Here is a 23,507-nt window from a genome sequence, read left to right on the forward strand (position 1 = left end):
CTGTCAACTAGTATGTGAAGCAACAAAGTTTACGAAAACAGCCTTCTATAATCCCATTGTACTAATCTACCTTCTATAAAAAAGTAATTTGCCTTACATAAGGAAGAAAACAATCTTTATGATACTCTTATTATGAACGGTTAGAGAAAGTTTGTAACCTTTTGTGTGTGCCTGGAGTCTATTTATATGGAGGTGCTTATATTGAAACGAAGCCTTTTCGTGATGGTTGGAGCATTTATGATAGGACTATTATTAGGATGTGGGAATTCTATGGATCACAGTAATCAAACGCCTCAGGAGAATAACGGTGAGAATGCAAAGCCTGTTCAGACAGGAATTGTAGCGGGTGATATGCAGCCTTCTATAATAAAGCAAGATTCTAAAGATGGACGTAATGTTTATAAATACAGTGTAAAAAACCAAACAGAAGAAGAGCAATCCTTTACCTTTTCTTCAGGAAAAAAGATTGATTTTGAACTTAAAAATGAAAAAGGTGAAGTGGTTTACAAAGATTCAGAGCATAAGATGTACACCCAGGCAATAGAGGAAATGACGTTAAAACAAGGAGAAGAGTTTTCCCAGAAAATTGTACTACCTGAACTTGAAAGTGGTTCATACACTTTGAGCGTATGGTTCACTCCACAAGGGGACAAGCACTACAGAGTTTCGATGGATATCATCGTCGAATAAAGAAAAGGATTAATCCACTTTATTATTTTGGATTAATCCTTCTTTTTATTCTCTGCATGAACAGGCACCCGTCCAGTTAAGGTAATGCGTTCAGGGGTAACCATACACGTCCTTCCGAAAAATTGAACACCTTTCTTAGCCGCTTTATCCATAGCGTTTGCAAATTCAGGGTCAATTTCAGGAGCTGAAGCAATGGCTTTTATATCCCCTCGTTGAGCGACAAACAACACGGCAGTTTGATAGCTTCCGTCTGCTTGAAGATTTGTCAGTTCTTCCACATGCCTTACACCTCTTGCCGTCACAGCATCAGGAAATTTACCTATATCGTTTTTAACCATGGTCACACTTTTTACTTCTAATAATAATTTCTGTTCATTTTGTTTGTGTTGAAGCAGGAAGTCAAAACGGGAATGTCCCACTTTGTATTCTGGCTTTACTAATTGCCAGTCCTTGAATTCCTCTAACTCATCATTTTGTAAAGCGTTTAGTATTAGCCGGTTCGGTAACTGAGTGTTTAAGGAAACATACAATTTGAGTTCAGAGGCATGAACCATCACAGCTGACCACTTGGTTGCACGTTTTGGGTCCTTTGATTCTTGAAGCCATATACGGCAGCCAGATATCAATAAATCCTTTAGTCTCCCTGGATCAGGTAAATGCACCTTTTCTCTTTCACCTGAAGGAAGCTCGCAGATTAAGACAAATCGATTTAACCGTTCTATGAAGATTCCCTCTACAAGGGGCTCTTGAAAATATATCTCCACCTTTTATCACGCTCCTGCTGGTTATTATCGTAGGAAGGCAGACCAAGATTTTGTTTTACGGTCGTAGGACAATAGTCCATTTGCTGGTGATTTTCGTATTTGCTTGTAATCCTCCACCATCTCATCCATATTAAAATAATCTCCTATGACCCAAATAGGGATTTCTAGTTTCCCTCTACTAAGTATGGCTTTTTCTAATGAAATGACCATGCCTTCTTTTATTTTTTCCTTAAAGGAATAGATGACATCCTTGCCGATACTAGGGAACGATTTTTCTTTTTTTAATCCGAACAGGCTCTTTCCACTTTTAAGAGAGCCGATTTTAGAAGAAACCGTTGAACCTAGCATATAATAGAAGTCTTCGAAATCCCTATAATAAATTTTGTTAAACCACCCATCATCATGGGAAAGGTACGCATAGCGATTATTTAACTTCGAATAAAACGGAGGGGTTAAAGGTTCCTTTACATGGCCCATATAAAGAAGCTCAGCGATCTCTTGTCCATTTAGTTCGTTGACTCCAACTTCTTCTTCAAAGTCAATCCAACAGAAATCACCATAGTTCTGTACTCCATCATTCATGATGTTCTTCATTTCTTCTTGCTCAACATATTCCAGATGCGTATGTATATTAAATGCTCCATGTTCATACTGATGCTTAATCAAAAGTAAGTTCTTCAATGGGTCAGGTGAATGTTCAGCAAACTCATTAAAGCTTATACCATAAGATACAACGTACTGACGATCTTTATTTTTGTGAACATAGATTAAATCTTTAACTTGATTGATTGCCTTCAAAACATTCCCTCCATCTGATTATCACGATGCCTGATTAGTATTTCTATTTTATCATTGAAATGGTGAAATCGTTCTTTTCTATTTCATTTCAAAATGATGACAAAAGTCGCAGGGAATTGTCGAAAATAGTAATATAGTATGCGAATGTCAATCAAATCATTACCTTATTACGAAAAACCTTAAATAACAGACATATTGGACTGTTTTTCACATACTTTATTATAAAATAGGCTACTTTTATAGGTTTGACGACTTCACCCTTTATTCATATAATGATTTTAACTTTAGTAGAATCGAATTTTTCTATTTTAGATTAGATTAAATCTAATTTTTTACAACCGTAGGAGGTGACTCCTTACCCGTTTTTCGCGGGATAAGGAAACTATTTGGACATATTTAGTTTGGTGCTTGTCGCAGTTCTGATTGGTTTAACAGCTTTTTTCGTTGCTTCTGAGTTTGCCATAGTGAAAGTGAGAAAATCACGCATTGAGCAACTAGTTGAGGAAGGGAATGGAAATGCATTAGCTGCCAAGAAGGTCATTACGAGCTTAGATGAGTACCTTTCAGCATGCCAGCTTGGAATTACTGTAACGGCGTTAGGTCTTGGATGGGTAGGAGAACCCGCTATCGCAAAGGTGATACAGAATCTTTTAGGTAACGTTCAAATCTCTGATTCAGTTACTCATGGAATTTCGGTTGGTGTAGCCTTTACCGTTATAACTTTTTTACATGTGGTCATAGGAGAACTAGCACCAAAAACACTGGCGATTCAAAAAGCTGAGACGATTACACTATTATTTTCACGACCATTAATACTCTTCTATCGTGTCATGTACCCTTTTATTTGGACATTAAACGGTTCAGCACAGATTGTCTCAAGGCTTTTAGGTGGAAGATCAGCCTCTGAGCATGAAGGAGCTCATTCAGAAGAAGAGCTGAGAATGATTGTTTCAGAAAGCTATAAAAGCGGTGAAATCAATCAATCTGAATTCAAATACGTAAATAAGATCTTTGAATTTAACGAACGAATGGCAAAAGAGATTATGGTGCCCCGAACGGAAATCGTCTCTTTATCCGCAGATGATCAGATGAATACTCTTTTGGATACTGTTCAAGAGGAGAAATTCACCCGTTATCCCATCATTGATGGGGACAAAGACCATATTATTGGGTTTATCAATGTGAAGGAAGTATTTACTGACCTCCTTCATAAAGAAACATCGACTAAATCTCTTTCTGCTTATGTGCGCCCGGTTATACAGGTTATTGAGACGATCCCCATCCACATATTACTTCTTAAAATGCAGAGAGAACGAACGTATATCGCGATTTTATTAGATGAATATGGTGGAACCTCCGGCCTTGTAACAATTGAAGATATAGTAGAAGAAATTGTCGGTGAAATTCGAGATGAATTTGATATAGATGAAACACCTCAAATACACAAACTAAAAGAAGATCATTTCATTCTGGATGGAAAGGTTTTAGTCAGTGAATTAAATACCCTTCTTGGGATTGAAATGAATGAAGAAGAGGTCGACACCCTTGGAGGATGGATCTTAACCCAAAACTACGAAGCTAAACAAGGAGATCTCATTACGTTTGCAGATTACTCCTTTTATATAAAGCGTATGGAAGACCACCATATAAAAACAATTGAAGTCACCAAAAAGCAACCTATGAAAGCAGAAGTCATTGAGAAACTCCCAATCATTCAAACGGACAAAGCACTTTCACAATAATGTAATAAATGGATTTTTTTAAAAGCTGACTGCTAGAATCCCTTCTGCTGTCAGCTTTTTCTATGAATACATAATCGACAAATGACAGGAAGTCTTTGTCACACAGTAGAAATTTTCAGCCTTTTCTATTAGACTAGGAATGTGAAATCTTTAGAAATTCAGGTGAATAAATTATGGAAACTCGCCAGCGATTTGCTGATAGGATTGATTGGGGACTAGCATTTTTATTAATGCTGTTTTTTATTGTAAGTGCCCTTGGAATAAGCAGTGCTCAAACGTCTAGTGTTTATGGAACCAATTTCGTTATTCGCCAAGCCTTTTGGTATGTAGTAGGCGGCATCATTATTGGTGGATCTCTATTCTTTGATCCGGATCAATATAAACGACTTGCGTGGTATGTATACGGCTTTGGGATATTCCTGCTTCTTGCTCTCTTAGTAGCGCCCGAAAGTATAGTTCCCGAACGAAACGGAGCTCACAGTTGGTTCGTTTTAGGACCATTAGGTGCCCTCCAACCTTCAGAATTTATGAAAACATTTTTAATTTTGGCTCTTGCAAGGATTATTACGAATCATCATGAGCTTAACCCAAAGAAAACCCTGCAAACAGATTTTCAGCTTTTATTGAAAATTGGCGCAGCTACCTTCGTGCCTTTAGCTTTTATTATGCAGCAGCCTGACTTAGGAACTTCTCTAGTTATTTTAGCGATTATGACAGGGATCATTCTAGTCTCTGGAATCACTTGGAAATTAATTGTTCCTATTTACGCTTCAATCACCGTCATTGGAGGGATCATCTTCTCTTTAGTGATTTGGGCACCGGAACTATTAGAGAAGTATTTAAAGGTTCAGCCTTATCAATTCGGTCGTATTTATGCATGGTTAGACCCTTATAACTATTCTAAGTTAGAAGGCTTTCACTTAATTAATTCCTTAAATGCCATTGGCTCTGGACAGATTTTCGGAAAAGGGTATAGTGACGCAGAAGTTTATATCCCCGAAAACCACACTGACTTTATCTTTAGTGTGATTGGTGAAGAATATGGATTTATCGGAGCTAGTGTTGTAATCAGTCTGTTCTTCCTGTTAATCTACCACTTAACCAAAACGGCATTAGACACGAAAGAACCGTTCAATGCCTATGTTTGTGCAGGAATCATTAGCATGATTACTTTCCATGTGTTCCAAAATATCGGCATGACAATTCAGTTATTACCAATCACAGGAATTCCCCTTCCTTTTATTAGTTACGGAGGAAGCTCCCTCATGGGGAATATGCTTGCCCTTGGAATTGTTTTCAGTATGCGTTTTTACCATAAAACGTATATGTTTTCTTCAGAAGATTCATAAAAAGTGTTGTATTTATCTCCAAAATGTGTAAAATATTATCTAATCTAATATACACATTCAATGATGAAGAGAGTAATTCTGACGGGACACAAACATAAGCGAGCCGGGGATGGTGGAAGCCTGGTGTGAAACTCGGAATGAAGCGCACTTCTGAGAAGTCTTTCTTGAATTCAGTAGAGAAGGACCGGATATTCCGTTATACAATGAGCGCCCCTAGGGGAATAAGAGTGGTACCGCGAGCTAAACTCGTCTCTATTTAAATAGAGACGAGTTTTTTTATTTGTCTTAGAGTATAGTTCTTCTAATTTTCCGGAGGTGTTAATGTGGATTTGAAATTAATTTTAACGGATGTATTAAAGTCACAGGTGTTGCATTCTATGTCGAGTGAAGAAATATATGCAATGATTGAAACCCCAAAATTTTCTCATCTTGGAGATTTAGCGTTCCCTTGCTTTCAGCTTGCAAAACATATGAAAAAAGCTCCTCCACTCATCGCTAAGGAGGTTGCCGAAACCTTGCATTCCTCTTATTTTTCTAAAGTTGAAGCCGTTGGACCGTATGTAAATATTAAGTTTAATTCCGAAACAACAGGAAAAGAAATCATTTCAGAGCTCTTAAGCAATGGGAAGCAATTCGGTACTCATACGTTTGGACGAGACAAAACGATTGTATTAGATATGTCCTCCCCTAATATTGCAAAGCCTTTTTCTATGGGGCATCTACGCTCCACAGTAATTGGTAATTCCCTTGCTACTATTGCAGAAAAATGTGGTTTCACTTCTGTAAAGATCAATTACATTGGTGACTGGGGCACACAGTTTGGAAAATTGATCGTCGCTTATAAAAAATGGGGGGATCCTCAAAAGGTCAAGGAAAATCCAATCGGAGAACTATTTACTCTTTATAAGAAATTTCATCATGAGGCTGAGGAAGATCCTTCACTTGAAGAAGAAGGCAGAAAATCCTTTAAGCTTCTTGAAGATGGTGATGAAGAAATAACTGCCCTTTGGAAGTGGTTTAAAGATGAATCTCTTAAGGCTTTCAAAGACATCTATGCTTTATTAGGCATTGAATTTGATTCCTATAACGGTGAGGCTTTCTTTAATGACAAGATGGAGGAAATCGTCGAGTTACTCCAAGCACAACAACTTCTTGAAACTTCTCAAGGAGCAAAGGTTGTGAGAATAGAAGATGAAAACATTCCTCCTTGTCTGATAAAAAAATCGGACGGAGCCACTCTATATGCAACTAGAGACTTGGCAGCAGCACTCTATCGCCAACGTGAATACTCCTTTGATGAAGCTCTTTACGTAGTAGGACACGAGCAAACCATTCATTTTAAACAAGTAAAAAAGGTGTTAGAAAAACTCGGATATAACTGGGCTGAGCATATGAAGCACATTCCATTTGGTCTCTACTTAAAAGAAGGCAAGAAAATGTCCACGCGAAAAGGACGGGTAATATTACTCCAAGACGTTCTTAAAGAAGCTATTGACATGGCAGAAGAAAACATCAAATTAAAGAACCCTAACCTTAAAGATGCTAAAAAAGTAGCCAAAGATGTTGGGGTTGGGGCCATTATCTTTCATGATTTAAAAAGTGACCGATTGAATGATATCGAGTTTTCATTAGAAAATATGCTTACTTTTGAAGGAGAAACTGGTCCCTATGTCCAGTACACCTATGCTAGAACTCAATCCCTATTAAGAAAAGCAGGCGTTTCAACACCTTTTACCTTCGACGGTTTAGACGATGCTGCTAGTTGGGAAGTAATAAAGCAACTACGATTATTTCCGGAAATCGTAGAGAAGGCATGGAAGAATTACGCTCCTTCTATTATAGCGAAATACTTAGTAGATACTGCACAAAGCTTTAACAGCTACTATGGTAAGACAAAGATCATCTCCCAAGATGCCAGTCTTCCTTCTCGACTAGCCCTCGTTCATGCAGTGGCCAGTGTTCTTTCAGAAGGCTTAGGTTTACTAGGAATGAACACTCCATCAGAAATGTAGAATGCTGTCACTATTTCCCGAGAAATAGATTATTGTGTTTTATGATATCTAACCTAACGAATCCCGACACGTCGGGATTCGTTATTGTTCTTTGTAAGAATGACTTACTTTAAGGATATTTCATGACGCTAGAAGTGAAAAGTGATATACTTTTTTATGTTCTATAAAATTTGAAAATGACGCTTTACTTATAAAGGAGATTACTATAATTATGTCTGAACTACTACATACTTTCGAAGCGTGGTTACTGGATTATGGTGTTTTGGGTCTAATCATCGTTTCTTTCGCAGATTCATCATTTTTCCCTATCCCACCGGATGTTTTACTGATTCCCCTTTCTATTGCGAATCCTGAGAATGCATTATATTATGCTCTTTATACAACAATCGCTTCCGTTATTGGAGCATTATTAGGTTGGTTCATTGGAAAGAAACTCGGTCGCCCGATTCTTGTATACCTCTTCTCTGAGAAGAGAATTCAAAAAGTAGAAGAATACTTTACGAAATATGGAGCCATGGCCCTGTTAGTCGCTGGTCTTACTCCAGTCCCATATAAAATCTTCACTATTTTCGCAGGTGTTTCGGGAGTGAAAATAAGAGTCCTCGTCATCTGGTCAATTATTGGGAGAGGAATTCGTTTCTTCCTAGAAGGAGCGCTTATTTTAGCTTTAGGTGCAAAGGCAAAGCCGTTTATTGAAGAGAACTTCACAATGCTTACTCTTGCAGCAGGCGGAGTTTTGATCTTGATTTATATTATTTATTTAATAATAAAAAAGAAAAAACAAACAGTATAAAAAAAGGTAGTGGATTTTAAAAATCCACTACCTTTTTTATCCTTCTATTCCAACGATAAATCTAAGATGATGGTGTAATACTTTAAGGGATTGTTTATTCCCCTCGTATAGCTCTCCATCCATATCTATCTTCTCATTCTCACTTAATTCAATATCTACTTCTGATGCCTGAATATGAATGATGTCGTCGAATTCATCTCGAACATCCCCTGTACTTTTAATAAAAAAGAATTCTTTTAGTAATGGAAAACCACTTTTCTTTACTAAGTAGATATCCAATAGTCCATCCTCCATATTAATACAGTCAGGTAAAGGATTGGTTGCAATCGAACAGCCATTTGCAACTAATACCATTACAACTTCTTCTTTAAGTACTTTATCTTTTGTTGTAATCGTTACATCAATAAAAGGAGATTCTTGAATCGATTGAAAGGCACTAATATAATAGCTGAGTTTACCTAAAACACTTTTCGACCCGACATCTATATTATCGGCGGTTTTGGAAATCAGGCCCGTCCCCCAAAAATTACTAAAATAACGATCTCCAGCCTTAACGATATCAATATTTTTCTCAAGAGGAAGTTCCGTAATTAGACGTACAGCTTGTCTTATATTCATAGGAATATGTAATGATCGAGCGAAATCATTGCAGGTTCCCCCTGGTAAAATAGCTACTAATGGACTGCTTTCTAAAGAAGATAAGCCATTGATCCCTTCATGGACAGTGCCATCTCCCCCCATGATAATCACAAGCTCATATTGATTACCCTTTTCCCTGCATATTTTTTCTGCGTCACCTTTTTCTTTCGTTTCATGAATGGTTAGTGTGTGGCAAACTTCTAATAAAGGCGGCACTGCATCCTTTAACTGAACCTCAAGAGTCCCTTGACCTGCCTTTCCGTTGCACACTAATAAGATCTCCGAGAATTTGGTCATAGATCATCGTCACCTAACATTATATATTTACATGGATAAATAGCTTTTTTCTCTACATAAAAAGAGGCTGATCCAAAATAGTGAAGTGATCAACCTTAATTAATTTTGTCTTAAATGAGATTACTGCCAGATTGACATTTCTATGGGTTCACAAGTGACAAATAGCGATAACCTCTTCCCAATCAACTTTGGGTCAACCTCTTTTTTAGGCTGTGTTTGAGTCTTCTTTTGGAGAATGATGAAGGACTGAACGATGAGCAACTCCAAGTCTCCCTTTTATATAGCTTTGGGGGTCATATGGAATAGAGTTATGCTGCATCCGCTGAATTTCTACCTCTGTAAACATAGCCAGAGCACGACAAACTTGATCCAAAGCAACACTTAAGCTTTTAGAATCAGAAGGTTGATTCCTGCTCATGCATCTGTATGAGATTTCATCTGCTTTTTTACGAATTTCCTGCAGTGCTTGTAAATCAAACATCATTCTCTCCATACCTTTCCCTCCTCTTCACTACTACTTAATATATCAAAAGAGTAAAGGGAATATGTCTGTTCAACCTTTAGATTTAATATGTTTAGGAGTCTTGTGTTAAAGTTTTAGGTAAGGGTTGGTATTGCTTTAGTGAATGAAGAATTTCTCGTCTTGACTTTGTTTTTGAAATGTTAACCCCAACGTTTGACAGTTTCGTTATCACCTTTTTAAAACGATCGTTCTCCTTTACCACGTTATTCACCTCGTCATTCTATTTTGGTTACCTATTTGTACGTTTGAAATTAAAAAAAGTTTCACTTTCCTTCAGATGGTTTTCCTATTCCCTAAAAATGAAACAATAATCCTATTTTTTATTTTTTTCTAAGAATATTTTAAGGATTATTACACAATTTAAACTCATGAAAACAAAAATTCCCCTAATTATTGTCGTCTTGTCACTAGTCTTTGGAATCACTAACCTAACTAACACATTTGCAGCAGAAGCCTATTATGTTAAAAAAGGAGATACTCTTTGGAAAATTTCTAAGAAATTCCGTGTTGGATTATCAGAAGTCATTGAGGCAAACCCTCAAATACCAAACCCTGATTTAATTTATCCAAGTCAAAAAATTAATATCCCTCAAATTAAAGGAGTAAAATCAGTAGAGAGGCAGGTAATTGATCTTACAAATCAAGAAAGACAAAAAGCTGGTTTATCCGCATTATCCCTTGATTGGCAGTTATCCAGGGTCGCCCGGTATAAATCAAGAGATATGAGAGACGTTGGATATTTCTCACACACAAGCCCTACGTACGGTTCACCTTTTGACATGATGAAAAGATTTAACATTCAATACAGTTCAGCAGGAGAAAATATCGCAGCTGGTCAAACGAGTCCAGAGCAAGTAGTTCGCGAATGGATGAACAGTCCGGGACACCGTAAAAATATCCTTTCTGGAAACTATACTCGCATTGGAGTAGGTTACGCTAAAGGAGGATCATACGGTACCTATTGGACTCAAATGTTCATTTCAAAATAATTAGGCAGAAACTCTATCTATATTGTTTACTTACAACATCAAGACCTATCCTAGACTACCTAGGATTGGTCTTTTTGTATGGTCCTTTTCGCAAAGATTGTTGCTATTTTAGAGAAGAATGTAGTAGTTGATTCCCACTTAGGATGCTCACTTTCCCCGGTGCGGGCGGTGAGTCTCTTCGGCTGAGCCGAGACTCTGGAAGCGAAGACGAACGCTAGCTGTAAGTGTAGCAGTTCCCCTTACCATCTAGCACAGACCCTATGACAGAAACATATGACTTTAATTTATTGCCATAAATCCCTCACAAAGAGCATACATTTTAAGGATAGACGAGTTGTTTCAAGGAGATATAGAGCATCTAGCCTTAAAAGGGGGATTTATATGAGACTTAAAAAATTTTGGCTCTTTTCTTTTTTTGCACTTTTATTGTGGGGTTTCTTTGGCCAAGGTACTTCGGCAAGTGACCCGATTATTGACTCAATTGAAGCATTTTTAAGTACAGAAGAAGCATACTTTGAAGCAGGATCAGTAACAGTTAGAGATTTCATTGATACTCAAGGAGAAGTCACGATAAGTGATGAGACTGAAGTGGTAAAGATGAAGGTACTATTTGTAACTTATAAAGAAAAGAGAGACGATTTTTTCCATTTCTCAAAAAATGAAATTTATTATTATGATCTTACAAACAGCAAACTGTTATCATCAAGCTCAGTTGTTCTAAATGATGATTTAAACGAGTTTTCCCAAAGTCATAAGGATGATATGAGAGGTTCTATTACGATTCCTTCCCTTCTCCTTATTATGGTAATGATATTTACATTTATCGTGATTGTACCTATCCTATCGATGATTTTCCATCGATCTTCTTCCGAGTCAACCTCTTATAAGTGAAGAAGCACAAGGCTAACTTGATGATACAGGTTAGCTTTTTTGTTTGCAAAAAATCCCTGTACATATAAAGAATAGTTGTGAGGATAAATCAAATAATATACTTGTACTGCCAAAATCATTAAGGGGGAATTTAAATGCAAGTACGTGATATTATGTCGACAAATGTTGAAGCAGCTTCTAATATGGACTCACTTGAGAACGTTGCTTCAAAAATGAGTTCCAGAAACGTAGGTTCTGTACCCGTTGTTGAAAACGGACAAGTTGTCGGTATGATTACTGACCGTGACATTGCTACCCGCGGACTTTCTCAAGGAGCACAGGGAAATGTCTCTCAGGTAATGTCACAAAATGTTGTGACGATCTCTCCTGACTCATCTGTTGAAGATGCAGCAGCGTTAATGTCTCAACACCAAGTACGTCGCTTACCTGTAGTAGAAAACGGGCAGCTCGTTGGGATGTTGGCGTTAGGAGACTTGGCAGTACAACAAAAATCAGACCAAAGTGCCGGTACAGCTCTGAGTCAAATCTCTGAAAACCATTTAAGGTAATTAGTGGAGGATGAGAAGACGGGTTTTATGTCAATTCAACTGTGACCATAAGCCTCTAGCAATCAGAGCATAGAGTAAAGCCTACTGGGAAGTCTTAACATAAGGTAAGCCTACCGAAAAGGATTTTTTCTTTTTGGTAGGCTTTCTTATGGTTAATCCGTTCCCTTTCATGAAATAAAGGTCCGTCCCTCAAATTCGTCATTTTTTTCACATAGAGGAAGGATTTTCTTGTTTTTTATCGAATTTCTTTTATACATGCTAATACATATTAGAGGAGGGATTTTAAAGTGAGCCGTACAGCACGATCTTATCGCAGGGAAGTTCGAAACTTCAAACGTGAATCACGAAAAAGGATATTTGTTGATAGCATTATAGACTTCTTGTTCATGTTATTTGGAATATCCATGATTACTGGTATTTTACTATTCGTTTTAGGCTATTGGAATTATTATTAATCTTCTTTCAGAAAGTCTTCTCATTAGTTCCAGAAACTTTTAACATCTTTTTATTCTTCTTTCATACCATATTAACTATTATTCCACATATGATCATTTGATTCTAACGCACTCATAATGATATTCAATATGTTGCCATGGGTTTCTATGGCAATTTATTTATGTACTTCGTTCGAGTAAGCCCCATGATTCTTGCACTCTGCAATATATTTTACTGAAATATTATTCTGTTTAACGTGTATTCATTATTCTAAAATAATGATTCCTTTATTCGCTTATGACCTAACTCTTTAAAAAAACTTTATATTACTATGACAAAATAGTTCGAACCTCTAAATGATTTTTTGGTAAAATTTAAATTTTCAGATAATAACTTGACTTTTATTTATATTTTTCAGATAATAGTACCCACGACCGACACAAATTTTCGAGGGGGTTCTTATGGACTTTTTAAACAGCTTAGTCACAGGTGCAAATTCAATATTATGGGGATATATTTTAATCGGATTACTAATTATATTAGGATTATATTTCACGATTGGATCAAAATTTGTCCAAATTCGCCATATCGGTGAAATGTTACGATTATTAGGCGATAAAGATGTTACCAAAGCTGATGGGGAGAAACAAATTTCATCTTTGCAGGCATTCTTTATTGGAGCAGGTACTCGAATTGGTACAGGTAATTTAGCAGGAGTAGCCATTGCCTTAGCAATTGGGGGACCTGGAGCAGTATTCTGGATGTGGCTTGTGGCCATTCTAGGAGGAGCTAGTGCGTTTGTAGAAAGTACACTTGCTCAAATTTACAAGGTGAAAGATAAAGTAGGATTCAAAGGTGGACCTGGCTACTACATGGAGAAGCAATTAGGAAAGCGTTGGATGAGTTCCATTTTTGCGGTAACTATTCTCCTATCCTTTGGTACTACCTTTAATGCGGTTCAAAGTAATACGATTGCAACGGCATTTAATAATTCATTTGATATTAGTAGATTAGGAATTGGAATTGTTTTAGCTGGTTTAACAGCTCTTATCATCTTTGGTGGAGTGAAGCGTATTGCAAGCTTTTCTTCTATCATTGTCCCAATTATGGCGACGTTTTATATTATTTTAGCTTTGTTTGTTGTCATTACAAACATTACAGAAATGCCTGGAGTAATCGCGCTTATTTTTAAAAGTGCATTTGGATTTGAACAGGTTCTAGGTGGAGGAATCGGTGCTGCGATTATGAATGGAGTAAAACGCGGACTATTCTCTAACGAAGCAGGTATGGGTAGTGCACCAAACGCAGCTGCAACAGCATCTGTTACTCACCCTGTTAAACAAGGTTTTATTCAGGCACTGGGAGTATTCTTTGATACGTTACTTGTTTGTTCAGCAACAGCGTTTATCATCTTAACTTCTGATGCATACGGTTCTGGATTAACCGGAATTGAGCTATCTCAAGCAGCTATGTCTGAGCATTTCAACTCTTGGGCAGGGATATTCCTAGCCATTGCCATCTTCACATTTGCCTTTAGCTCGATTATTGGTAGTTACTATTACGGAGAAGCAAACCTGCCGTTCATTAATAAAAGTAAGACAGGACTTCTCGTTTATCGAATAGTCGCTTTAGGAATGGTGATCTTTGGTTCTGTTGCAAGCCTTGATATTGTTTGGAACTTAGCCGATTTATCCATGGCTCTCATGGCCCTGACAAATTTAATTGCGATTGGTATATTAGCTCCTATTGCCTTTAAAGCTTTAAATAATTATATGGAGCAACGTAGAAACGGATTGGATCCGGTCTTCTATGCAGATGACATCCCGGGATTAAAAGGGGTAGAAAGCTGGCCTCTCAGAGAGTCTGAAGTACGTAAAAAAGCAGCGAATGAATAATTAATTTCAGAATCCACTTAAATTAGCGGATAGATGCGGTCATTGTGACTGTATTTATCCGCTTTTTTCTTAAGGCTTTATTCTCAAAGATTGTTGATTTTAAAACATGCCTCACTAAATATGACGCTTTTCCATAAAATTAATTCCGATCCCCATCATTAATACTCCCATTAATACGAGTATGGAAATGGGAAACATGAGTTCTCCAAGAGCCAATTGGTTTATAGTTGCACCTTTTAAGAGCTCCATTCCATAAGTGATAGGTACTACCTTTGATAATGCTAATAAGATAGGTGAATCAACAATTTCCAGTGGCCAATAGGCACCCCCAATCATAGCCATGCTTACGGCTACAACTGGAACTACTGCGTTAAAATGTTGCACCTTCTTGACTACCCCTGTGATGAGCATGGATAAGGCTACAATCGCGAAGGTATAAGGTAGCAATAGAAGCAATACAGATCCAAAACGACCATAGAAATTCACATCGGTAATATAACGAAAAACAAGGAAAATCGTCACCAATTGAATATACCCCAGTATAAAACTATAAAGAAGATTCCCTACATACATTTCCCACTTTCGAATTGGCGAGAGAATCATCCGATCCCATACTCCTGCATTCTTCTCCATTAAAATAGAGGCTACATTAAAAGCGATGGTGTAAATCACAAAGAATAAAGAAAACCCAAATAGAGATTGGAGTTTTGGATCGTATACAAAGGTTTCGTTTCCTCTAAAAGTCGACTGTTCAATTGTAAAAACAGGTGACTCCTTCGCTTCTTCATACCACGTTGTAACTTCACTAGAAGAGACGCCACTTTCTTCTGCTCCCACCTCTAAGGCGTTCTTTTGATGTATATCACTATACACTTTACTTACCACCTGTTGCAGCAGTGAAACGTTAGCTGCTTTAGATGAAATGATCACAATAAAATCAGACTCTTTAAGGATGAGCCCTCCTTCTCTTTTCCCTTCTCCAACGAGTTCCTTTAGCTCTTCCTGAGGAACTTCAGTAAATTGAAATGCCTCAGCCTTATTTAACTCGTTGAGTATCACTCCTGTTTTATCTGAGTCTCCCACTACGCTTATGGGGATGGCGATTTTATCAATCCCACCTTGACTTGTAAAGTAGGCAAACATGATACAGACTCCTGACATAATGACAAACAGCCAAGGCTTTCGATGGAATAAGCGAAATTTAGCAAAAAGAATTCCCTTCATACAGTTTTCCCTCCTTCCCGTGGAAAAAGAATGATGGATAGTACTAAAATGACAAACGTAAAGATTAAAAGTGAAGCTATCTCAGGGTAGACATCCATTAGATTATAACCTTGGAATATTTTGAAATAAGCTGTCATCCCTGCTCCATTAGGAGTTAAGCTTCCAAGTGTTTGGATGAAATCTGAAGAAAAAAGCTGACCAAAACTACCCCCAATAAAGGCAAATACCGTTACCACTACGGTTGAGAAAAAACTAGAAAAGGTCTCGGAATTCGCACGATAGTTTAAAGAAGTTAAGAGGGTTCCAATACTTCCGACGGCTAAGCTAATGAAGACAGTGACAATCATAAATGAAATCATATTCGGCCATGTCACTCCATATAAAAGAGCACAAACACCAAAAAGGATTCCAAGCTGTAAAAAAGCGAGTATAACGGTTGTAGCTAAAATACTACTAAAATACTTCCATATCGAAACATTCGCTAAAATAATTCGATCGAAAACATGATCCTCTTTTTCTCGAAAAGCAAAAGAACCCATATTAGAAGCTATATAGAGTACAAACATAACACTCATCCCCACAGCGTAGAATGCCGTTGAGGTAAGAGCTACTTTATCTTCTACGTAGGCAATTTCCCCCTTCACTCCGCTCCCCATGGAACTTGCGTCTACTATAAATCCGCTGGACTTCCCAATGGTTGAGGAGAGTGAATATTGTTCTTGGAACCCTGTTAGTAGGTCTTTCATTATATTTGATGTGAGTTCTTTTCCTTCATTTTGGTACACCTTTAGTGTCGGTCTTTTATTCCCCTCTAAAAAGAGGGAGTGAAGGATATTGTAAGTAAAGTCCTTTGGAACTTCGATAATGGCTGAATAGGAATCATCTTCTCTTACGTCATCTAGTTCCTCAGGCTTTTTCTCTTCCACCATAATATACTTCTTCAGCTCTGGATTTCCGAGTACCTCCTCCTTTAATATTTTCATAGGCAAAAGCTGAGAAGCTGATTCAGCAATGGCTTCCTTTCCTTCATTAGGAATATTCGTTTGTTCGAGGTCCTTTAAAAATCGTTCTAATTCTTGAGGTCCGTCCCTCTGTTCGACTATGGCCACTTTCGCTTCGATGGAGGGTTGTTCTCCACTCATGACGCCTCCGAGGGCAAATCCCAGGATGGTGATGAGGATGAGGGGCATGCCTATGAGAGTAAGTAGGATTTGTGGGTTTCGAATCATAAGGAGAAGCTGCTTTTTAATGAATTGACTAATCATTTCCCTTCCCTCCTAGTCTCTTAATGCTCGCCCTGTTAAATGTAAAAACACATCCTCGATGGAAGGAGTTTTTCGATCTATGGAGACAATTCGAGCTTCTGTTTCTTCTGCTATCTGAAAAATTTGGTTAAATGCATTCACTTCTTTCGGAACAACAACGGTTACACTCTTTTCTTGAGCAGTGACGGATTTTGCTAACGGAAGCTGGTGCAGCTGCTCTACAAAAGACGATGAACTCTTCTCTAATTTAATAAGAATAGTAGATTCTGAAGATAGAATACTTTTGATTTCATCTTTCGTCCCTGAAGCAATGATATGACCTTTATCCATGATATAAATGCGGTCACATAAGAACTCTACTTCTTCCATATAGTGACTTGTGTAGAGGATGGTCATATTCTTTTCTTTGTTGAGGCGTTTCACTTGTTCTAAAATATAGTTTCGCGATTGTGGATCAATTCCAACAGTCGGTTCATCCATTATTAAAATTTGGGGGTCATGAAGGAGAGCAACGCCTATATTGAGACGGCGCTTCATACCTCCTGAAAAGGTTTTAACGATGTCGTTCCGTCTTTCTGAAAGGCCTATTTGTTCTAATACCTCTTCAATTTTGTTTCGTAGATTGTTTCCTTTTAAATGATGGATTCTACCAAAGAATTCAAGATTTTCTTTTGCAGTTAAATCAGTATAAAGTGCGATTTCTTGAGGTACGACTCCAAGGACATCTCTAAGTGCCTGTGGCTGCTTAAGGATGCTCTCTGTTCTTAATCTCACATCTCCTTGAGTAGGTGCAACCAGAGATGAAATCATGGAAATTGTCGTTGATTTTCCAGCACCATTTGGACCAAGCAGGCCAACTGTTTCACCCTGTTCTAAAAACATGTTGACGCCTTCAACTGCCTTATTCTTCTTGTAGTGTTTAGATAGTTCTACCACTTCCAACACATGAACCGCCTCCTTGTCGTTAATCTTATTGTACTCATCTGCTTGCTTATCTCCCACTTACCTTTGTCACCAGTTTTCATTTCTACCCATGACTTCCGTCACATGATTTTATTATTCCCTTTCTAAAGAATTGTTGCTATTTCAGAGTAGAAAGTAATAGTTGATTTCCGCTTCAGGATGCTCGCTCTCCGCGGGGCGGGCGGTGAGCATCCTCGGCTACGCCTGTGGGGTCTCACCTATCCCGCTTTTCCCACAGGAGTCGAGCACCTTCCGCTCCAATCAACTTTCACAGCATGAATTTCTAAAATGAAATAATTTAATTAATGAGTGCTGTGGTAATTTCAAGTTGTGGTTACAAATTTATTTTCTATTAAAATATTTCTACACTATAAAAATCTGTTAAGAATTCCCCTCACCTTCCAACACGTAAAAAAACAACTGTTTGAAAAAAAGATCCGTTTTATTAAAAGCCTTAATGTATGTACTTTCAGCAATGAAAAAACCAGCACAACGACTGCGCCGGTTTAGGCAATATCATTTTTCACAGCATAGATGGCTAGCTGTGTGCGATCTCTCAGTTCCAGTTTTTGAAGGATTTGAGAGATGTGATTTTTCACGGTTCCTACTGATAAAAACAGTTTTTCCGCAATTTCTTTGTTGGTACATCCTTGTCCAATTAATCCAGTAATTGTAACCTCTCGTGGTGTTAGAGGATGAGGAGTTTGTGGCTCTTTTTGATGGGAAAGGAGTTTAGGTACAACCTTTGCCGCCACTTCATGATGGATGGTCATCCCGCCGCTAAGACAACTATGTATGGACTGAATTAATTCCTCTCCTTCCGCTGTTTTCAAAAGAAAGCCATTGGCTCCTTCCTTTAGAGCTTGTAGAGCATATTCATCGTCATTGAAGGTTGTCAGGATTAAGATTTTTACGTTTGGCCATTTCTTCTTTATTATTCTAGTTGATTCAATACCGTTCATTTCCGGCATTCGAATATCCATGACAATAAGATCGATGGCGTACGACTCCATCTTTCCTATGGCTTCGTTTCCATTTCCCGCTTCTGCCACTACCTTTAATGATGAGTCCTGCTCGATCATCATTTTGAGCCCCTGTCGAACAATTCCTTGATCTTCAACTAGTAATATACTCTTCACGTTATTCTGCCTCCTTTAGTGGAAAGGAACTATTAATACTGAATTCATCGCTTGTTTGATGAATGTCAATCTTCCCACCGAGTTCTTCAACTCGTTCTTTCATATTTTTCAAACCAAAACCTGGTTGAAACGGTTTACTAGGTTGAATATGGTTCGTGATTTTCAGACTTAAATGCCCTTGAGCTGTTTTTCCTAAAGTTACTTTTACTTCTCTTACATGAGCATGCCTCATTGCATTCGTTATACCTTCTTGAATACTTCTAAACAGAACGATATTTTGTTTATTTGTTAAGGGAGTAGATAACACACCTTGTTGAGTGGTTAGCTGAATCATAATATGACTCTCAGATTCCAGCTTGCGAATTAATTGGAGAACCGATTGAATCCCTGTGACCTCTCCTTCTTTCAAGGTACTAACAGCTTCTCTGGTTTCTTCTAAACTATCCTTTGCCAACTGCTTTAGGTCCTCATATGCCGCCTTTCCATGTTGAATCGACAGCATTTCTATTTTCATTAAAAGAGCTGTTAGCTTATGTCCAACAGAATCATGAATATCCCGTGCAATCCTTGTCCTCTCTTCTGCTTTTGAATGCTGTTCTGTAACATAAAGCAGTCTTTTAAGCTTGCGGTACTCCCCTAAAAGTTTCTCGTACAAGTCTCGTTGTTCTTTTCGATTATGAAATAGAGTGTTTAATTGGTAGGTTGAATATAGAAATAGTCCGACTATGATGAGGTCCACATAGGTAAAGCTTGACAAGAAGATTGCCATTTCTACTCCTATCAGAATAATGGTTAGAGAAAGAAACGAGCGATATTTAGAAGGGTGAAGGTACATACTCCCTTCGAGATGAAAAAAACAAAGAAGGGCCCATATATAAATAGATAGAGAGCCTACGAGAGTAGCACCAATAATGATTAAAAGCTGAGCCCAGTATAATAAATATGACTTCTTTGCGACTGGAACAAAAAAGAATAAAGAAATTGAGGTAGAATAAATAATAATCAGTAAAATTAAAGAATTATTCTGCAAGGAGGATTCTATTATATAAAGTCCCCATATAATACTAAGTATGATGGTTCGAATGAAAGAATTTTTCACACACTACATCCTTTCTACTATCTTACTTTGAAATTACTAAATTAATCCATTTCAGTCAACATACTTCAGAATAAACTATAATAAAAACAACAATCTTTATGGAAGGCCCTTTTAAAAGATTGTTGTTTTATAACATGAGTTTCTAATGGCTCTGTCAACCAGTAGATGCTAGGTGGTGAGGGAAACTACTTCGCTTCCGAGGTCTCGGCACGCCCATACTCCCGCAGGAGTCTACGCTGTTCCCCTCACCATCTTCAAGAAAATACATGACAGAGCTAAATAGTGATAAAAACAATCTAAAAAAGTATTTCTACTATCCGAACTAAAATCGACCACTGTACACTTTGAAAATAGGCTGTTCTCGAAACGTGTAAGGTATTTATTTAGTCTATATTAAGAAAATCATGCTTTAAAGTTGATTGGCGCGGAAATCAATCACTACTCGTTTTTTCAAGAGCAAAAAAGTTTAAACGAAAACATCCTTATGAAAAGAGCTTTCTATGATTTTAGGTATACTAGATAAAGACAAATAACAAAGGAGTAATGACAATGGACATTCTTTCGATCCTATTAGGGGTTCTTTTCGTACTTAATCTTGCCTCAGCAGCTGTTGTCATTTTTTTAGAAAGAAAAGATGCAGGTGCTACGTGGGCTTGGCTTATGGTTCTTTTTTTCATTCCTTTACTTGGATTCATACTTTACCTAATTTTTGGTCAGAACTTAAGTCGTAAGCGCTTGTTCGATTGGGAGGAAATGAAGAGAATTGGTATTGAAGACCTGATACAGCGTCAAATCACCGCTCTCAAAGAGCACCGCTTCTCTTTCAGCAGCGACACAACTTATATCTATCAAGACCTCATTTATATGCACTTAATCAATAATGAAGCTCTCCTTACCCAAGACAACGAAGTGACCGTGTACACACATGGAGAGGATAAATTTAATTCATTACTAAAAGACATAGATTCAGCTAAGGATCATATTCACATACAATACTATATTTTCAAAAATGACACCCTTGGAAGAAAAATAGTAGACAGACTAACGTACAAAGCGAAGCAAGGGGTAAAGGTTCGGTTATTATATGATGAAATGGGTTCTCGTCGAACAAGGAGACGATTTTTCAAAGACCTTCTCACTGCCGGCGGAGAAGTTGAAGTGTTTTTCCCTTCAAAAATCCCTTTTATCAATTTGCGCCTGAACTATCGGAATCATAGAAAGATTGTTGTGATTGATGGAAAGGTTGGTTATGTTGGGGGATTTAATGTGGGTAACGAATACCTAGGATTAAACCCAAAGTTCGGCTATTGGAGAGATACTCATCTTCGAATAGTCGGGAGTGCTTCCTTAGCTATGCAAACACGGTTTATCCTGGATTGGAATCAAGCAAGTAAGTCAAAGAAGATCGCTTATAATATGCGCTACTTTCCTCAATCTCAATTTAAGGGTCAGGCTGGCATTCAAATGGTCACATGTGGACCAGATTCAGAGTGGGAGCAAATAAAAAATGGCTACATCAAAATGATTTCATCTGCTAAAAAATCGATCTTCATACAAACGCCCTACTTCATACCGGATGCAAGTTTGTTAGATTCATTGAGAATTGCTGCACTCACGGGAGTAGATGTGCGCATAATGATTCCAAATAAACCAGATCATTTATTTGTGTATTGGGCTACCTATTCTTATATAGGTGAATTATTAAAGGCTGGTGCGAAAATATACATCTATGAGAATGGGTTTATTCACGCAAAAACCATTGTCGTTGATGAGCTCATTTCTTCCGTTGGAACTGCCAATATTGACGTAAGAAGCTTCAGATTAAACTTTGAGGTGAATGCTTTCATCTATGATAAATCTTTATCAGAAAGATTAAGTACGATTTTCATGTCCGATATTAATAAAAGTAAAGAAATGACACTTGCAATTTATAACGAGAGACCAATGATCATACGCTTTAAGGAATCGGTTTCGAGGCTGATTTCGCCAATTTTATAATGAATATTGCGATTTCTACGAAGAAGAAGGCATAATAGAAGATAGAACACTTCAATCAGAGAGGAATGAAATCATGAGTGTACATAAAGAGATTACAAAGCATTCAACCAAACAAAACCAACTTGTACAAGAATTTATGATATTAGACGAGCTTAGAGAAAGAGCAATCAGTGAAGCCGTTCAGCTGTGCTTGAATGGGGAGTCTTTTACAACAGATCGTATTAATTCGGTCACACAGGAAATCAATGCCCTTGCCCGACAAGGTGTTGTTCCTCTAAGAAAGCTCGTTACAACAGATATGGTAAAAGAATATGCGGAAACACTAAAATAATAAAGAAAAAGTAGCATTCAATTATTCACGAATGCTACTTTTTCTTTATTATTTGTAAACTTTCTATATAATGGTAATAACTAACAATAACAGAGGTGGCTTTATGGACATAGAAACTATATTTGGCAATTTACCCACGTTAGAAACAGAACGGCTAATATTAAGAAAGATAACGGTAGAAGACGTTGAAGATATGTTTTCATATGGTTCTAATGAAGAAGTATCTAAGTATGTTACCTGGGACACTCACAAAACAATATCTGATACGAAAGAGTTTGTTGATTTTGTACTAACCCGATACGAGAACAATCAAGTTGCTCCTTGGGGGATAGTGTACAAAGAAAACGGAAAACTTATCGGTACAATTGATTTTATTTCGTGGCAAGTGAAGGACAATTCAGCTGAAATTGGATATGTCATTTCTCAGGATTATTGGGGTAAGGGCATCACAACAGAAGCCGCACATGAAGTAATTAAATTTGGATTTCATCATATGGATTTAGTTCGAGTTCAAGCAAGGTGTTTCGTAGAAAACATTGGTTCTTCAAGGGTAATGGAGAAAATAGGGATGTCCTATGAAGGAATATTAAGAAAAACTGCATTCATAAAGGGGAAACATCGAGATTTAAAAATGTACTCCATTTTAAGAGAAGAATTTTCCTACATGCACAAACAAAAAGTTGAAAGTGCAAACATTTTATAGATCGTTTGAGAATGTAAAGAAACAGCTCAAAAAGACGTCCCCGATACCTTTCATCAAAAAATTGAAAGATATTGGGGACGTCTTTTTTGTATGTATGGGCCAGAGTTGATTGAGAACACGACAATACAACTAAAATGTTTATGCTTTCAGTGCGCTATTCCAGCCATCATAGACGAAGACAGGTTGCGAATCATTTTCAGCGCGTTCAATGACTACATAGTTTTTGTGGGCTACTACTGTTTGGTCGTCTGGTAAATCGAGTAAAGTCACAATATCCTGCTTTACCTTAACAATAACAGTGTTTTCTCTAAGGGAGGTTACTACACCACTTACCACATGTTTCTTTCGTTTGAATTCAATTGTATCTCCAAGATTTGCATAATCTTTTGAGTATAAGAAGGTATTATCCATTATAAAATC

24 protein-coding genes and 1 other annotated feature are annotated in these 23,507 nt (G+C 37.5%); of the genes, 13 read left to right on the top strand and 11 right to left on the bottom strand.

The genetic code is table 11. The annotated features are described in order from the left end of the window. Positions 1-201 precede the first annotated feature (201 nt). A complete protein-coding gene (locus IQI_RS05320; protein ID WP_197489711.1) occupies positions 202-690 on the top strand; it encodes a BsuPI-related putative proteinase inhibitor in 489 nt (162 codons plus the stop codon). Between the two features lie 32 nt (positions 691-722). Here the strand turns inward: IQI_RS05320 and sfsA are convergent, their stop codons facing one another. After that, entirely contained in the window at positions 723-1,454 is a 732-nt protein-coding gene (sfsA, locus tag IQI_RS05325) for a DNA/RNA nuclease SfsA (RefSeq protein WP_064091636.1), read from the bottom strand. 24 nt (positions 1,455-1,478) lie between these two features. Next, on the bottom strand, positions 1,479-2,252 hold the full coding sequence (locus IQI_RS05330; protein ID WP_064091637.1) for a hypothetical protein: 774 nt from the start codon (positions 2,250-2,252) through the stop codon (positions 1,479-1,481). A gap of 386 nt (positions 2,253-2,638) precedes the next feature. Here IQI_RS05330 and IQI_RS05335 point away from each other — a divergent pair, with 386 nt between their 5' ends. The 4 genes from IQI_RS05335 (at position 2,639) to IQI_RS05350 (ending at position 8,148) form a co-directional block, all read left to right on the top strand. Then, on the top strand, positions 2,639-3,994 hold the full coding sequence (locus IQI_RS05335; RefSeq protein WP_064091638.1) for a hemolysin family protein: 1,356 nt from the start codon (positions 2,639-2,641) through the stop codon (positions 3,992-3,994). Positions 3,995-4,167: 173 nt separating this feature from the next. Then, positions 4,168-5,343: an FtsW/RodA/SpoVE family cell cycle protein gene (locus tag IQI_RS05340; protein ID WP_064091639.1), complete on the top strand. Its 1,176-nt coding sequence runs from the start codon at positions 4,168-4,170 to the stop codon at positions 5,341-5,343. Between the two features lie 51 nt (positions 5,344-5,394). Further along, positions 5,395-5,600 (top strand) — a binding site (T-box leader). Positions 5,601-5,666: 66 nt separating this feature from the next. Next, complete coding sequence (gene argS / locus IQI_RS05345) at positions 5,667-7,355, top strand: arginine--tRNA ligase (protein WP_064091640.1); 1,689 nt, start codon at positions 5,667-5,669, stop codon at positions 7,353-7,355. Positions 7,356-7,566: 211 nt separating this feature from the next. After that, entirely contained in the window at positions 7,567-8,148 is a 582-nt protein-coding gene (locus IQI_RS05350) for a YqaA family protein (RefSeq protein ID WP_064091641.1), read from the top strand. Positions 8,149-8,184: 36 nt separating this feature from the next. On the opposite strand, the gene IQI_RS05355 is transcribed toward IQI_RS05350, so the two are convergent. The 3 genes from IQI_RS05355 to IQI_RS21140 form a co-directional block, all read right to left on the bottom strand. Next, entirely contained in the window at positions 8,185-9,084 is a 900-nt protein-coding gene (locus tag IQI_RS05355; protein WP_064091642.1) for a diacylglycerol/lipid kinase family protein, read from the bottom strand. A gap of 205 nt (positions 9,085-9,289) precedes the next feature. Continuing rightward, positions 9,290-9,577: a hypothetical protein gene (locus tag IQI_RS05360; protein ID WP_231893385.1), complete on the bottom strand. Its 288-nt coding sequence runs from the start codon at positions 9,575-9,577 to the stop codon at positions 9,290-9,292. A gap of 82 nt (positions 9,578-9,659) precedes the next feature. Further along, positions 9,660-9,818: an Lmo0850 family protein gene (locus tag IQI_RS21140; protein WP_306471845.1), complete on the bottom strand. Its 159-nt coding sequence runs from the start codon at positions 9,816-9,818 to the stop codon at positions 9,660-9,662. Positions 9,819-9,975: 157 nt separating this feature from the next. Between IQI_RS21140 and safA the strand changes: the two genes are divergently transcribed. The 5 genes from safA (at position 9,976) to IQI_RS05380 (ending at position 14,365) form a co-directional block, all read left to right on the top strand. Then, positions 9,976-10,596, top strand: a complete 621-nt coding sequence (gene safA, locus IQI_RS05365) for a SafA/ExsA family spore coat assembly protein (RefSeq protein ID WP_064091643.1) — start codon at positions 9,976-9,978, stop codon at positions 10,594-10,596. 381 nt (positions 10,597-10,977) lie between these two features. Next, entirely contained in the window at positions 10,978-11,487 is a 510-nt protein-coding gene (locus IQI_RS05370; protein WP_064091644.1) for a hypothetical protein, read from the top strand. A gap of 134 nt (positions 11,488-11,621) precedes the next feature. Beyond that, positions 11,622-12,035, top strand: coding sequence for a CBS domain-containing protein (locus tag IQI_RS05375; RefSeq protein ID WP_064091645.1), 414 nt, complete (start codon positions 11,622-11,624; stop codon positions 12,033-12,035). A 287-nt stretch (positions 12,036-12,322) separates the two neighbouring features. Then, on the top strand, positions 12,323-12,490 hold the full coding sequence (locus IQI_RS20540; RefSeq protein WP_156509843.1) for a hypothetical protein: 168 nt from the start codon (positions 12,323-12,325) through the stop codon (positions 12,488-12,490). Between the two features lie 441 nt (positions 12,491-12,931). Further along, positions 12,932-14,365: an alanine/glycine:cation symporter family protein gene (locus IQI_RS05380; protein ID WP_064091646.1), complete on the top strand. Its 1,434-nt coding sequence runs from the start codon at positions 12,932-12,934 to the stop codon at positions 14,363-14,365. A gap of 114 nt (positions 14,366-14,479) precedes the next feature. On the opposite strand, the gene IQI_RS05385 is transcribed toward IQI_RS05380, so the two are convergent. The 5 genes from IQI_RS05385 to IQI_RS05405 form a co-directional block, all read right to left on the bottom strand. Beyond that, a complete protein-coding gene (locus IQI_RS05385) occupies positions 14,480-15,589 on the bottom strand; it encodes an ABC transporter permease (protein WP_064091647.1) in 1,110 nt (369 codons plus the stop codon). Beyond that, positions 15,586-16,854, bottom strand: a complete 1,269-nt coding sequence (locus IQI_RS05390) for an ABC transporter permease (RefSeq protein WP_064091648.1) — start codon at positions 16,852-16,854, stop codon at positions 15,586-15,588. Before IQI_RS05390 ends, IQI_RS05385 begins: the two co-directional genes overlap by 4 nt. 12 nt (positions 16,855-16,866) lie before the next feature. After that, positions 16,867-17,799, bottom strand: a complete 933-nt coding sequence (locus IQI_RS05395; protein ID WP_064091649.1) for an ABC transporter ATP-binding protein — start codon at positions 17,797-17,799, stop codon at positions 16,867-16,869. Between the two features lie 524 nt (positions 17,800-18,323). Further along, positions 18,324-18,956: a response regulator gene (locus tag IQI_RS05400; RefSeq protein WP_064091650.1), complete on the bottom strand. Its 633-nt coding sequence runs from the start codon at positions 18,954-18,956 to the stop codon at positions 18,324-18,326. A gap of 1 nt (position 18,957) precedes the next feature. Next, a complete protein-coding gene (locus IQI_RS05405) occupies positions 18,958-20,055 on the bottom strand; it encodes a sensor histidine kinase (protein ID WP_064091651.1) in 1,098 nt (365 codons plus the stop codon). Between the two features lie 549 nt (positions 20,056-20,604). Here IQI_RS05405 and cls point away from each other — a divergent pair. The 3 genes from cls to IQI_RS05420 all read left to right on the top strand — a co-directional run bounded on the left by cls (position 20,605) and on the right by IQI_RS05420 (position 23,087). After that, a complete protein-coding gene (gene cls, locus IQI_RS05410; RefSeq protein WP_064091652.1) occupies positions 20,605-22,053 on the top strand; it encodes a cardiolipin synthase in 1,449 nt (482 codons plus the stop codon). A 73-nt stretch (positions 22,054-22,126) separates the two neighbouring features. Beyond that, positions 22,127-22,384 (top strand): YpbS family protein, encoded by a 258-nt coding sequence (locus IQI_RS05415; RefSeq protein ID WP_408007012.1) that lies wholly within the window; start codon positions 22,127-22,129, stop codon positions 22,382-22,384. Between the two features lie 103 nt (positions 22,385-22,487). Continuing rightward, positions 22,488-23,087, top strand: a complete 600-nt coding sequence (locus tag IQI_RS05420; RefSeq protein ID WP_064091654.1) for a GNAT family N-acetyltransferase — start codon at positions 22,488-22,490, stop codon at positions 23,085-23,087. A 138-nt stretch (positions 23,088-23,225) separates the two neighbouring features. On the opposite strand, the gene IQI_RS05425 is transcribed toward IQI_RS05420, so the two are convergent. Further along, on the bottom strand, positions 23,226-23,498 hold the full coding sequence (locus IQI_RS05425; RefSeq protein ID WP_064091655.1) for a DUF2187 family protein: 273 nt from the start codon (positions 23,496-23,498) through the stop codon (positions 23,226-23,228). Positions 23,499-23,507: the final 9 nt, after the last annotated feature.

Origin of the sequence: Rossellomorea aquimaris TF-12, assembly GCF_001648555.1 — a bacterium.
GTDB classification, from domain to species: domain Bacteria; phylum Bacillota; class Bacilli; order Bacillales; family Bacillaceae_B; genus Rossellomorea; species Rossellomorea aquimaris.

Coding starts and splice junctions, on each gene's coding strand:
- IQI_RS05355 (WP_064091642.1), bottom strand. CDS start 9,084: ATGACCAAATTCTCGGAGATCTTATTAGTGTGCAACGGAAAGGCAGGT.
- IQI_RS05415 (WP_408007012.1), top strand. CDS start 22,127: ATGAGTGTACATAAAGAGATTACAAAGCATTCAACCAAACAAAACCAA.
- IQI_RS05360 (WP_231893385.1), bottom strand. CDS start 9,577: ATGGAGAGAATGATGTTTGATTTACAAGCACTGCAGGAAATTCGTAAA.
- IQI_RS05370 (WP_064091644.1), top strand. CDS start 10,978: ATGAGACTTAAAAAATTTTGGCTCTTTTCTTTTTTTGCACTTTTATTG.
- IQI_RS05340 (WP_064091639.1), top strand. CDS start 4,168: ATGGAAACTCGCCAGCGATTTGCTGATAGGATTGATTGGGGACTAGCA.
- IQI_RS05385 (WP_064091647.1), bottom strand. CDS start 15,589: ATGAAGGGAATTCTTTTTGCTAAATTTCGCTTATTCCATCGAAAGCCT.
- IQI_RS05375 (WP_064091645.1), top strand. CDS start 11,622: ATGCAAGTACGTGATATTATGTCGACAAATGTTGAAGCAGCTTCTAAT.
- IQI_RS05390 (WP_064091648.1), bottom strand. CDS start 16,854: ATGATTAGTCAATTCATTAAAAAGCAGCTTCTCCTTATGATTCGAAAC.
- IQI_RS05380 (WP_064091646.1), top strand. CDS start 12,932: ATGGACTTTTTAAACAGCTTAGTCACAGGTGCAAATTCAATATTATGG.
- IQI_RS05425 (WP_064091655.1), bottom strand. CDS start 23,498: ATGGATAATACCTTCTTATACTCAAAAGATTATGCAAATCTTGGAGAT.
- IQI_RS05350 (WP_064091641.1), top strand. CDS start 7,567: ATGTCTGAACTACTACATACTTTCGAAGCGTGGTTACTGGATTATGGT.
- cls (WP_064091652.1), top strand. CDS start 20,605: ATGGACATTCTTTCGATCCTATTAGGGGTTCTTTTCGTACTTAATCTT.
- safA (WP_064091643.1), top strand. CDS start 9,976: ATGAAAACAAAAATTCCCCTAATTATTGTCGTCTTGTCACTAGTCTTT.
- IQI_RS05420 (WP_064091654.1), top strand. CDS start 22,488: ATGGACATAGAAACTATATTTGGCAATTTACCCACGTTAGAAACAGAA.